Genomic DNA, 12,158 nt, shown 5'->3' with positions numbered 1-12,158 from the left:
TGTGTTGATTGTTATAGTATCTCTTTGATAATAATTATACCCCATAAATCTGATATTACTTATATATTATTTTGTAATTTATTTATGTTGCTTGTTTTAAGAAGTGGGCTTTAAGTCTAATATTAACTTGGGTGTTTTGTGTATTAATTACGTATTTATTTTATACAGATCAAGTTGGTTAAATTTAAATGCAATAGCAATTTATTTGTGCTTTAGGAAATAGTTGGTGCATTAGGTTTTAAAAAAAACCTCTTCACAGAAGAGGCTTTGTAAAATGTATAAAATATTGTGAGTAAACAATCTTCCTTTTGAAAAATTAAAGTATTTGGTAATCAATTATTAGTGCAGAAATGGTTTATTTTCAATTTTTTTAGAAAAAATTTTAAACTTTTCAGTTTTTTTATAAATAATTTTTAAGCTTAATTACATGCTAGATGCAGTTAGGAGAGATTAACAAGAATATGTGATAATTTAGAGTTGGAACTTTAAACCCATTATTATATAATAACTTATAACACATAATGTATTTATACTCAGTAGCATGTATGAGTGTAAAATGGAGAATATTTGTGAAATTAAGTAGTATTAAATTGATGTTAATACTATTAACATCAATACTGATTAGTTGTAATGTATCTGAAGAATCTACAACTGGTGCACGGGATGTATTTGGTAGTAATTCGCATGACCAACAAGATGATCCGATCAGTAAATTGCTTAACAGTTTTGGTTTAACAAGTAGAGAGAGAAAAGCTATAGGTTCTTTAAAAGATGCATTAATTAATTTGAAAGCTGTTTCATTTATGACAAATGAAGAACTTAAGATGTATACTTACGATCAATTTTATAATTTGCTAACTGGTTTCGGTAAAGTTTTTACTAAAAAAATTGCTGGGGATATAGCGACGATTTTTGAAACAATTGATAGAGTTATCAAGTTGATTCCTATAATAAAATATGATTATGAAAGAGATAAGCTTAGTGGATTGGATTTATTTAAAGATGCTAAGATATCATTAAAAATGCTATGTGATGTTCCTGAAGATGCACATGATAATTTTAATGATCATATTGCAGATGTAAAATCCGGTTTTGAGGAGTTGTATTACTGTGTAAACAAAAGTATTACAATCTTTAATTCTGATCTTTTTACTAAAGAGGAGCAAAGGGCTATAGATTGCTTAAGATATATGTTAGACACTAATTACTTGGCGCTAAAATCTTTAGATATAAGGAATGGAGTTTATGGTTTTTTTCGTAGAGCTGTTTTAGACTTATTATTATCTTATCCTGGTGGTTTAACTGGCCTTAAGGGTGATTTAAGCCCGCTTGTGGATACTGTTGATAAATTTTTTGAAGCTCAAGCAGCTATTGAGGCGATTAAAACTGATGATGCTAAGAGAAAAAACTTACAAGTGAAATTGAATTCGGAGAGTGTAGATTATATCTTCAGGTCAAAAGATTTGTTTATAGAACCTTCTTCAGGGGTTGTTAAGTTTACTCGTAATGAGTTTACTAGTAAAGCATTTGTCGATCTGTGCCGTGAGTTTGCAGTTAAATTTACTCAAATTAAACAAAAAGCAAGCGGTGATAAGTCTTAATACAAAAATAATAACTCCTTTAGGGGTTATATCTTGTATTTTTTGTGAATAGGGTATTTTATGTAGTGGTTATTAATAAATTAAATTTAAGTTTCATTGGGTTCAATTTAACTTAAAATAAAACTAAATGTTATGAGGAATGTAATGAGTGTTAAGATCAATAGGTCTAAGTTATTATTAAGTTTGTTGTTAAGTGGGTGTAGTTTGAATAAAAATGGTTATGTAACTTATTCCTCGGGTGTTTATGCAAGTGTGAATTTAAAGATTAAATATGAGATTAAAGAAAAGAGAGGTGAAGTTAATTTAAAGTCTGAAGATCACAGAGTTATAAATTATTTAAAAGATATGTTAATGAATTTTGAGCATTTTATGCTTGGTATGCATCAAAAGTTTTTTAAGTCTTATACCAGTGATGAGTTTAATAGTTTGTTAGCTGGTTTTGCAAAAGATGGAATTGGAAGTGGCTAGAAAAGATATTTTAACTGTTTTAAAGGCAATAATCTTAGTTGATGAAGCTATTGGTAGTAAAGAGATATAACTGAACAATTTTACGAACAAACAACTTAAGCACAATTTACATTTAAAGGGTTAAGGGTTGCATCAAGGTGCGTATAAAGGCTATTAAAAGTTGCATGCAATGATCCTCTTTGTTGGCATATATTGAGCTTATTAAATGAAATGATCAGGAACTAGAAGTATTTAAAGGAAATAAGAAAAGTTCATAATTAGTTGCTCAAATATACGATATGTTTAATTTAGTTTGAGCATAAGGAGTTGTTAAAAATTTTTATGGGAGGGGTATTTATTGATTTAAAAAAATTTTGAAAAAGACAAGGGAAGGATAAAATATGGGTGTAAATAAGCCTAAGATATTATTATTTTTATTATTCATTGGTTGTGGTTTTGGAAAAAAGGATGGTGTAGTTCATTCTTTAGATCCTAAAGGTGGGCTTAGTCTGATGTCTGGAAAGATGAGTGATTTGGTTACTTTAACGCCTGAGGAGCAGAATGCTATATCTTTTTTAAAAGATATGTTAGTGGATTTTAAACATTTTGAATTTGTTCCGGGTGGACCAATTTACAATAGATACACCAGTGATGAGTTTGATAATTTGCTATTTAGCTTTGGTGAGAACGGAATTACAACGATTTCTGGGAGTATTATAAAATTTTTAGATGAATTTGAGAAAGCTAAAGTAGCTATTGATAAGATAAAATATGATCCTGAAAAAAGTAGATTACATAAAAATGTCAGTCAAGTTTTTAATAAACATTTTTTAAATGTTGCATTTAATAGACCTGTGAAGTCACATAGTGTATTGACTGATGCGATTGCTAGTGCAAAAAATGATCTTGAAAATGTTACCAAAATTGCAGGTTTCTCCAATTTAGTATTTAAAGATATAGGTTTAACTCCTAAAGAGAAAAGGGCTCTATATTACTTAAGAGAGGCATTAACTTCTCCTAATCCTTCATCTCAAAAAAGCGAATATAATGATGAACAAGTTTATAATACATTATCATCCGCTCCTTTTGATGATATTAATATTAAAAAAGGTGCTTTGGCTAATATTTTAAACATGTTTGTATCTATGGATACAGCTATTGGGGCTGTTGATAAGGTGCAAGATGAAACTAGAAAAGGTAGTTTATTCAAAGAGATTGAGGAGTATGATAATGTGTATAGAAGGGAGTTAAGAAGTCGTTTTAGAGACCCTAAAAAATTATATGCTGAGCTTGTTAGTCCTGGATTTAATGGTATGACTGCTGATACTATAAGCTGTTTCAATAGTGTTGTGAAAAAAGCAAATAAATCTAGTTCATAAGAGCAGACATTAAGATTATTATTTATTAGTATTTAATAAAGACATAAAAAGGAATAGGTATGAAGCAGAGTAAAGTGTTACTAGTATTTTTATTAATTAATTGTAATGTGGATAAAGAAGGCATGTTACATGATCATCGTACTGCTGGTGTTCCAATAAATATAGATTTAAGTAATATTTATGAGCATGGTTATATTGATTTTGATGAATTATTTTCTCAATTTGATCTGACTAATGCGCAGATAAACATCATTTTGTATTTAAAGAGTGTATTGGCTGATTCTGAGTTTGTTGTACGTGATGCAGATGGAGTTAGAGTCAACATATATGATGATCATGGGTTTTATGAGCTATTATTTACGATTTTAGGTGATGTTAGAACTAAAACAGTTGCTGAAATCATTTCAGGTAGTTATAATGCGAAACTTGCAGCTGAAGCAGCTATTGAAAAGGTAAAAGAAGGTGCTGAGAGAGATGCATTAAATGATCGGTTTGCAAGTATTAATGATTATTATAGAAAGGAGTTGAAACTTGCATTCGATTGTCCTGAGCAGGTATATACTAGAATTACTAGTAATAATTTTGATAAATTGAATTTAGATGTACAGAACGAATTTAATTTAATTGAGTACGATGCTGTGTTAATTGCTAAAATATTCGATCAATTGAATTTGAATGTTGAGGAAAAAGGAGCCATTTATTATTTAAGAGATGTACTGATTGGTTCTAAGTTTAGTACATATTATCCAGGGGTTCATAAATCTATGAAGCCATTTTATTTGTCAATGAATACACCTAAGTTGAAAGTGGAGGAATATACTAACAGTAATTTTAATTCTTTGATTTCTAAGTTAATTGTTGATATTGATAAATTTAAAGTGGTTATTACAAATATTGTGGAAACTCTTAAGGCAAAAGATGAGGCTTTAGCATTTGTAAACATGGTAAGTGATATTACTAAGAGAAATGAGCTAAGTAATAAGTATTTTGAAGTTGATAATGACTATAAAGAGGCATTAAGATTGGCATGTTATGATTTTGATGAGGTGTATGATAAGCTTTGTATATTAAGTTATGCGAAAAAATTTGAAGCAATTAAGACCTAGGTACATTCAGCTTGTGGTCTTGAAGTATTAACTTGTAAGTTAATGTTACATCTATGAATAGTGCTGATATTAAAGCTATATAACTTAAGCTCCTAAGCTAAAATAGGAGCTTAAAGCTTATATAATTATATAAACTTTAATTTATAAATTGTTTTTAAAAATCATTAAATGATTTCTTGTTAATACAAAAAAATCATCTGCAGTTTGGAGATCATTGATGTAGAAATAGTACTGCACATATAATTCTTTTTTGACCGAGCTTAGAGCTTCTGCTTTTTTTGCTTCCAAAGTTGTATTATAGTCTTTGAAAGATGATGAATCGTGAAAGGCCCTAAGCGTACCATCTTTAATCGCCTGTAGCATTTTATGTAAGTTGTCAAGGAATTGTTTAGTCTTTTCATATCCAAGTTCACTAAATAATTGATTTAATTGATTCTCATTATACTCAGAGCTTAGTGTTCCCTTAAGTTTTTCTTGCAGATGAGGTTGTTCGATTCCGTCGTCTTCTGTGAAGTTTGTTAGCATTTTTGCTTGTTCACTCTTTAAATACTCTAAATGACTTTTATCTTGGAGTAAATTTTTAAATGTCACTAGTGCTTCTTTTTTGTTATTATCAAGCGTATTTAGTAAATGAGATGTTAAAATTTTGTTTTTACTTAGTAAATCACAATTGATAAGACTTAATAAAAGAACCGCTAGTAAATATTTTTTTGTTAATTTCATTTTCTCTCCTTTGAAGGAAGTATAGTGCAATTTATTTTAAAAACTTTAAGCAAGTTAATATTTTTTTAGAGGAATTTTCAAAATAACTGACGATCCTTAAGTAACAGTTGGGGGCATATTGGAGGCTTATTGCAAAATCTCAAGAACTTTTGAAAATTTGCGGTATTGATGATCTTTAAAGCTTATCTTTTGCTAAAGATGCATTATGTGATAGGCAAAAATATTGAGAGTGAAACTACTGTTTATTATGCTTATAATAGGTTACATGCTACATAACTGATTATGATAAACAGATTGTTTTGAGTTTTAAATTTATGTTATTAGATTATTGAGTTAGCAGATTGTATTAGGTATGTATTAAATTCTAAGAGATCGTATAATAAGGCATTATATTCAGATTTGACCTCACTTAGTACTCTAAATATTGGTTCTGTTTTTGAACCACGTAGCCATAAACTAGCAATTATTTCTTGCTTGTTATTTTTAAATAATACTTTAAGACCGCCTGATGAGTCACCCGTTCTAGAGGTATTTTGTTTTATGCCTTCATAATTGATAATTTCATAATTATGTATTGGTAGTTTATGTAAGACTGTATTATTATTGTTAAACTCTTTTTCTAATAATCTTTCGTAGTTGGTTTTTAGTATCTCTTGATTTTTTACATTTATTTTAAGTATTGCTTTTGGAGATGATACTTCTACATTGCTATAAAAATTGATTGTTTTTAATATGTCTTCAAGGTTGTATTGTTCATTGTATGAATTATTAGATAGTTCACACCAGATTTTGAAAAGATTTTTGATTTTAAGCAGTTTTATGATGCTAAAGAGAGTTGTTAGTGGATCTCTTACTTTTGAAGGGTGTATAATATTTCCCCCATTTGATCCTTCTCCTAAGATTTTTACTGTTAATCCTTGATTTCTTAAAAGGTCAGCCATTTCTGTTAAGTTAGCCTCACCAACTTCAACTCTATAAACTTTTGTATTAAATAGTGTTGCTATTTTTTCAATGTTTAGTGAAGTTGCATCATTAACAACAATGGCCAAATTGTCTTTAATGCCTGTATAGTAAAGATAACTAAGCTCAGATAGTACTGAGAGAGCAAATATTTTTTGTGGAGTAATAATGCTTGCTTGTCCTTTTTTTGAAATCGCTACCAAATTACCTCTATCTCCGTCGCAATCAGGGACGTAACCTAATTGAAAAGAATTGTCACTTTTAAATTTTTGTTCCAATATTTTTTTGCACATGTTTAAAGATTCTCCTTCAGGAGTCATTCCATGTTTAAAGATGCCAATTTCTGTGTTATGAAGTTCTAATTTTATCCCTAATGCTTCAATCATTTCTCTGTCAATTGAATTAATGCGAGAACTACCATTCATTTCCCCTATTATCCCTATAGGCTCTTTTTTGATAATTTCTTTTAGTATGTCAATATTTTCTTGATTATGTTTATCTGAATATATTATTTCTTGCATTAAGCATTTATATGCATTATAAGATTGTGTTTTATTTGTAGGCTTTGCATTGATAATTGTTTCGTATGTTTTTGAGTTTAGTGCATTAGTATTAAACTTTTGTAAGTTTGTGATTATGTTATGTATTAAATTTTCATTTTTAATGTTGGATTTGATTTGACATATTATTTTTTTTATTTCATTTGAATTTAGCACACCTCCATCATCTAGTCCAATTTTAATTCCATTGTATCCTGGAGGATTATGGCTGGCAGAGATGTATATAAATCCTTTTGAATTGTTACTTTTTTTTGTATAAGCTAGGATTTCTGGTATTGGAAGTATTCCAAGGAAATTTATACTGTCATTGTTTAAGATTAGGGTTTTTATTGTTATCTCTGAGATTATGTTTCCAGTTGTTCTTGAGTCTAATCCGATATTAATGTATTTTTTTGGTTTATATTTAAAATAATTTGATATTGTAAGTATTATAAGAGCAGTCAATATTTTATCATCATCATTTATTTCATAGTCTGTTGAGTTTTCATCTTTTGATTTTGCAAATATTTTTCTAAATCCTGAAGGAGAAAGTATCATTTCATTAATAGCGTTTCTTAAGTTTATCATGTTTAGCATATATCCCTTTAGCATATTTTCTCCTTTATCAGTATGTTTTAAGCATATTCTTAATTTGTCTTTATTTTAGTACTATGATTATAGTAACATATTCTATTATAATAAGCATTACTTATTTATTTCTTATAATATATTAATTATTGTTTAGCTTATGTTTAAATGAGGCTTTAGTATGTATGAAGTAATAGATGAGATTTTTTCTAAAAAAATGCTTGATATGCTTAATATGCACAAACTTAAAACTTTAAGCATGTCTTTTAAAAATTTTCCAGATGAAAGTCATAGCAATATTTTAAGACTTGCTGATCATTCTTTTAGATTAAAGTTTAAAAAGGAACTGGTTGAGAATAATTTAAAAAAATATATTGATGATTGTACAAAATTTGTGTTTTCATCAGAAGGTGATTTTTATGTTTTTACTGGTGATGATCTAGAAAGATTGGGATTGTTGCTTTATCCTTATCTTTCATTTGGTATTTTAAATGGGGGATCTGCAACCAGTTATTTTGATATACTTAAAAATTCCAAATTTAATGAGGAATTGTATGGTGTATATGCAAATAAGATACTTGAAGCTAAAGAGTCTTTTGGACATTTACCTAAGGGAATAACACCTGCATATGTGAATGAAGATGGAAGTTATGGGTTTTCATTTTTGGCATTAAAGCTACGCCATCTTTTAATGCTTTCTTTGAGATATTATGATCTTTATGGAAAGCATATTAAGCCTTCCGTTTTTCAGATGACAAGTTATAAAACTGATCAATTAATTTCTAATTGTTTATCCAATATTTTTGATGATAATTTGATTAAAGAGTTAAATCATTGTGGATTTTTAAAAAAAGATATTTTAACAGCTATTCAACCTCTGGTTTATTGTTATAATAAGTTAGATGATGGACAATATGAGTATTTTAAGTATAAGACTAATGGTAATCTGAATCTTTTAGCTTTGCCTGCTGGGCATGGTCAGAGCTTTAAGGTTTTAAGGGATATTTATTTTAAACTTTATAATTCCGGAAAAAAATTTGTATATATTGGTAATGTTGATAATATTGGTTTTACTGTTAACTTAAAGGCTCTTGCTATAATGGCTGTAACTAATAGTTCTTCTGGATTTGAATTTAGTGTAAAGACCTCATTGGATACAAAGGGAGGTATTTTGGTTTTGGATGAAAATGAGCATTTAACATGTGTTGATATTGGTAGTGGTATTTCTAGTGAAACTGTACTGAAAGCTGAAAGTGGAGGTTTTAAGATTTTGTTTAATTGTGCTACAGGTCTTTTTAATTTAGAATATTTGATAGAAAATATAGATAGAATAATATCAGATATGCCTATAAGAGTTATTGAGCAAGCTAAAGATTTTGGGCAATATACTGCAATTGAGCAAGTAACTTGGGAGGTTATGAGAATAGTAGATAATCCATTGATTTTTGAGGTCAATAGAGAGGATAGGTTTTTACCTGCAAAGTTATTTGTTGACACTCTCATTATGAGTAATTACAGGAATGATAAATTTTCAGGGGATCTTTTAGAACTTGCTAGGTATGTGAGTAATGCTCTTAATAATGCACTTAAAAATAAATATGGTTTGGTATTTAGGCAGGGTAAATGGGATGTTTAAATTTGTTTTATGTGGACTTTTATTGTTTAGTTTGGTTTTACTAGAAGCCGTTCCTGAGATAGATTATGATTATTTTGAAAAAGATAAATTTGATCTTATCAATATTGATGAATTTTTAGGTAAGCTTGACTTTAAAAACATTTTAAAGGACCGTTATTTATTTGTTGGCATTAGGAATGTTGCTAATCCTAGTGCTGTGCAAAAACTTAGTAAAGAAGAGCTTGAAAAAATAAAGGGGATAAATCCAGTAGGAATTATTTTATTTAGGGAAAATTTTAAGGATGCACAACAAACTAAAGATTTGATTGACAAAATAAAAAGCTATCTTGGTTCTGATATTTTGATTGCTGTTGATGAAGAAGGGGGAATAGTTAGCAGAGCTAGTGAGAATAAAAAATTGGGTGTTTATCATTTTCCTGCGATGGAATCTGTTGGTCTTACTGGAGATGCTCATCTTGCATATAAGATTGGTGAGATTCTTGGAAAACAACTTAGGCGTCTTGGCATTAATGTAAATATGGCACCTGTAGCAGATGCCAAAGTTGCTTCAAATACTCCTTTAGGTAGTAGGACTTTTGGGGATTCATCTTATAATATTGGTCTTATGGTAGAAGCATTTATTGATGGAATGCAAAGAGAAGGTGTTTTTGCTGTAGTTAAGCACTTTCCTGGACTTGGAGGCACTAAAGTAGATACTCATAAAGATTTGGCTTTATTGCCTTATAGTAAAAACTTTTTGATGGTAAATAATTTTGTACCATTTCTTTTTGGGAAGGAAGCAAAATTTATTATGCTTGGACATGTACTTGTTCCTAAAATTTCAGGAGATGTGAGTAGTATGTCAAGAGATATTGTGGATATTATAAGATATAACCTAAATATTTGTAGTATTATAATTACAGATGCATATGATATGGGTGCGATTGTAAATAATTTTAGTTTAGAGAATGCAATTAAAAAATCGTTAAATTCTGGTGTTAATATTGTGCTTATTCCAGAAGGTTTTGAGGGATTTAGTGCAGGAGAATGAGTGTTTTATTAAAAATAATATGTTATGCAGTAGTAATATTATGTAAGGGTAACTTTATAACGTCAATGTTGAATGGAAGAGAGCAAGTTTTTATATGTATTTATATGCGATTTGTTGTTATTTTTTGTTGCTAATGATTATTGCAAGTGAAAATAGAAGAGACAAGCGATAAGCTAGACATTAAAAGGAAGAATTACTAACTCTACCAAGTATTGTAGGCCTAACAAAAATATTAACTTCTCCAGTCAAAGTACAAAAGGACAAACCAGTATTAAAAATATAAACTTGTATATAAACATGATTATGAAAATGCAAGAATGATACTTTTGGTGGTGACGGCGGGGAGATATACATTCGACTTATTTAATATATGAATCTTATTTTATTTGCAGAAATAGGAAAAGCATGATTTGTATTTAGTAATCTTAAATTAGGGTTTTAGGTGTTGATATTATGTATGGTGATAATTATTAAATTTTGAGATACATGATGAATATATTTATATAGCTTGTAGATTTGTAATGTAAATAGAATTTATTCATTAGTATTTGGATTATGAGATATGATTAATAATAACGAAATAGGACTAAATAGGAAATGTAATAGCCATATCAACTAGGAAATATTCACGTAGAGAAAAGGAAAATATAGAGAGGATAGAAAATAAATTAGTAATTGGAATAGTGAATTTAATAGAGACGAAAGGGAAGACAGGGAAAAGGAAGGCAGAGATGTTATTACCAGTGATAATGGCAGTTCTAATAGCTATAGGCAATTGAGTACCTATGAGTATCTTAACAGGGAAGGGGTTTATTTGTATTTGATATTTTAATATATAAAGGGAAAGAGATAGAGTAAAATAGGCATTTGAGAATAAGGTTGGATTCTTAGGATAGAAGTTAATGGGGAGTATATTGAAATCAATCCATTCATTGTAAGTCATAGTTATTCCAATGAAAGCGCAATATTTATGATGTTGATTAAAGGGAGTTAAGTTTATATAGTTGTTTTGAATGATGCCGATTTGTAGTGGTATTGTAGCTGTAAGATTTGCATTATTAGATTTTTCGCTCTGGGCATAGGCATATATTGTTAATAAATGTAGTGTGATAAGTATTAAATTTTTCATTATGCGTGTTAAATTAATTTTAACATTTTTATTGTATTATTGTAAGTAAAGGATTTAAGAAGGGCAAGATAACAATTGAGTAGAGTTGATGCCATTATGATTTAAGTTAATTTTTGAATTTCAGACTGTAAATTTGCTTCTATCTTTTGAATTTCGGCTTGTGTTAGTGTTTCAATCTTTTCGAGTTTAAGGTTAAAATTAGTTTCTAGATATTCAAGATCTTTATAAGTAAGTTCATTACGATAATATCTGTAAGATAGATCGTCGGCTACATCTCTATTAATGCCAGCTTTAATAAGTTCATTTAAGACCATTTGTCTTGTAATTCCTATTGTTTGTGGAAGAGCCCCATGATAATCTCATTAATATAGTATACAGTAAAAAATAGTAAATTGGAAATATGACTAATGATCGTTATTCTGTAGCAAATACCAAGTTATTGGAATAATAACCATTAGTACAAAAGTGTTTAGTACAATAGTGTGATAAGGAAAATATTTTTTGCGGCTATTTTTAGATCTTTTGAAAAGTAGTAAATAATTTATTTAAATTAAATTAAATTAAATTAAATTAGATAAAGGTATATTAATAATAATTTTTGAGATCAATTAGAGAATATTGTGAGGGTTTCAAATTATTATTTAATTTGCCTATGCCTTGTAAAGAATGTTATCTGTTGTAAAGTTAGAGATAGTAAAAATTTTGTTATTGAGTTTTGTATTATTTGATATTAAGAAGTAGTTTTTATCGAAAGGGATGATTTATTTCAAATAAGTCAGCAGTATTATTTGTTTGTAATAGCAAAATGTCAATTTTGGTATATTTTAGGTTCAACTATTGTATATTTTTATGGAAACTTTGCTCATTTTCATGACAACTCGTAAAAATAAAAAATCTTAAGACAACTTTGTTCATTTTTGTGACAACTATGTATATTTATGTATCAACTTTGTGTTTATTTGAGGCAACTATGTTCATTATTATTGTCCAAACACTCATGTACTAATAACAATTTATATA

10 protein-coding genes are annotated in these 12,158 nt (G+C 28.5%); 6 read left to right on the top strand and 4 right to left on the bottom strand.

Translation table 11 applies throughout. The features are described 5' to 3' along the window. The first annotated feature begins 569 nt into the window (after positions 1 to 569). The 4 genes from bcCo53_RS05615 (at position 570) to bcCo53_RS05600 (ending at position 4,533) form a co-directional block, all read left to right on the top strand. Entirely contained in the window at positions 570 to 1,601 is a 1,032-nt protein-coding gene (locus bcCo53_RS05615) for a BTA121 domain-containing protein surface lipoprotein (RefSeq protein WP_025408523.1), read from the top strand. Positions 1,602 to 1,745: 144 nt separating this feature from the next. After that, the gene (locus bcCo53_RS05610) at positions 1,746 to 2,069 is read left to right on the top strand and encodes a hypothetical protein (RefSeq protein ID WP_025408524.1); all 324 of its coding nucleotides are present in this window, start codon (positions 1,746 to 1,748) and stop codon (positions 2,067 to 2,069) included. 380 nt (positions 2,070 to 2,449) lie between these two features. Continuing rightward, positions 2,450 to 3,427, top strand: a complete 978-nt coding sequence (locus bcCo53_RS05605; RefSeq protein WP_025408525.1) for a BTA121 domain-containing protein surface lipoprotein — start codon at positions 2,450 to 2,452, stop codon at positions 3,425 to 3,427. A 59-nt stretch (positions 3,428 to 3,486) separates the two neighbouring features. Continuing rightward, entirely contained in the window at positions 3,487 to 4,533 is a 1,047-nt protein-coding gene (locus bcCo53_RS05600) for a BTA121 domain-containing protein surface lipoprotein (protein WP_025408526.1), read from the top strand. 141 nt (positions 4,534 to 4,674) lie between these two features. Here bcCo53_RS05600 and bcCo53_RS05595 read toward each other — a convergent pair whose 3' ends face one another. Together bcCo53_RS05595 and bcCo53_RS05590 are read right to left on the bottom strand one after the other, a co-directional pair. Next, positions 4,675 to 5,256: a hypothetical protein gene (locus bcCo53_RS05595; protein ID WP_025408527.1), complete on the bottom strand. Its 582-nt coding sequence runs from the start codon at positions 5,254 to 5,256 to the stop codon at positions 4,675 to 4,677. Between the two features lie 320 nt (positions 5,257 to 5,576). Beyond that, positions 5,577 to 7,367 carry a phosphoglucomutase gene (locus tag bcCo53_RS05590; protein WP_025408528.1) on the bottom strand — a complete coding sequence of 597 codons (1,791 nt, stop codon included), beginning with the start codon at positions 7,365 to 7,367 and terminating at the stop codon, positions 5,577 to 5,579. A gap of 157 nt (positions 7,368 to 7,524) precedes the next feature. Here bcCo53_RS05590 and bcCo53_RS05585 point away from each other — a divergent pair, with 157 nt between their 5' ends. Both bcCo53_RS05585 and bcCo53_RS05580 read left to right on the top strand, forming a co-directional pair. Further along, positions 7,525 to 8,979, top strand: a complete 1,455-nt coding sequence (locus tag bcCo53_RS05585; RefSeq protein WP_025408529.1) for a UTP--glucose-1-phosphate uridylyltransferase — start codon at positions 7,525 to 7,527, stop codon at positions 8,977 to 8,979. Then, positions 8,972 to 10,009: a glycoside hydrolase family 3 N-terminal domain-containing protein gene (locus bcCo53_RS05580; protein ID WP_025408530.1), complete on the top strand. Its 1,038-nt coding sequence runs from the start codon at positions 8,972 to 8,974 to the stop codon at positions 10,007 to 10,009. The genes bcCo53_RS05585 and bcCo53_RS05580 overlap by 8 nt, the downstream gene beginning before the upstream one ends. A 586-nt stretch (positions 10,010 to 10,595) precedes the next feature. On the opposite strand, the gene bcCo53_RS05575 is transcribed toward bcCo53_RS05580, so the two are convergent. Beyond that, positions 10,596 to 11,138, bottom strand: a complete 543-nt coding sequence (locus bcCo53_RS05575) for a hypothetical protein (RefSeq protein ID WP_081725081.1) — start codon at positions 11,136 to 11,138, stop codon at positions 10,596 to 10,598. Between the two features lie 101 nt (positions 11,139 to 11,239). Beyond that, a complete protein-coding gene (bdr, locus tag bcCo53_RS05570) occupies positions 11,240 to 11,452 on the bottom strand; it encodes a Bdr family repetitive protein (RefSeq protein WP_025408531.1) in 213 nt (70 codons plus the stop codon). Between the last annotated feature and the right edge of the window lie 706 nt (positions 11,453 to 12,158).

Origin of the sequence: Borrelia coriaceae (assembly GCF_023035295.1) — a bacterium.
In the GTDB taxonomy this organism is placed as follows: Bacteria; Spirochaetota; Spirochaetia; order Borreliales; family Borreliaceae; genus Borrelia; species Borrelia coriaceae.
This window is presented reverse-complemented; position numbering and strand designations above follow the sequence as displayed.

Coding starts and splice junctions, on each gene's coding strand:
- bcCo53_RS05610 (WP_025408524.1), top strand. CDS start 1,746: ATGAGTGTTAAGATCAATAGGTCTAAGTTATTATTAAGTTTGTTGTTA.
- bcCo53_RS05605 (WP_025408525.1), top strand. CDS start 2,450: ATGGGTGTAAATAAGCCTAAGATATTATTATTTTTATTATTCATTGGT.
- bcCo53_RS05600 (WP_025408526.1), top strand. CDS start 3,487: ATGAAGCAGAGTAAAGTGTTACTAGTATTTTTATTAATTAATTGTAAT.
- bcCo53_RS05595 (WP_025408527.1), bottom strand. CDS start 5,256: ATGAAATTAACAAAAAAATATTTACTAGCGGTTCTTTTATTAAGTCTT.
- bcCo53_RS05590 (WP_025408528.1), bottom strand. CDS start 7,367: ATGCTAAAGGGATATATGCTAAACATGATAAACTTAAGAAACGCTATT.
- bcCo53_RS05585 (WP_025408529.1), top strand. CDS start 7,525: ATGTATGAAGTAATAGATGAGATTTTTTCTAAAAAAATGCTTGATATG.
- bcCo53_RS05580 (WP_025408530.1), top strand. CDS start 8,972: ATGTTTAAATTTGTTTTATGTGGACTTTTATTGTTTAGTTTGGTTTTA.
- bcCo53_RS05575 (WP_081725081.1), bottom strand. CDS start 11,138: ATGAAAAATTTAATACTTATCACACTACATTTATTAACAATATATGCC.
- bdr (WP_025408531.1), bottom strand. CDS start 11,452: ATGGTCTTAAATGAACTTATTAAAGCTGGCATTAATAGAGATGTAGCC.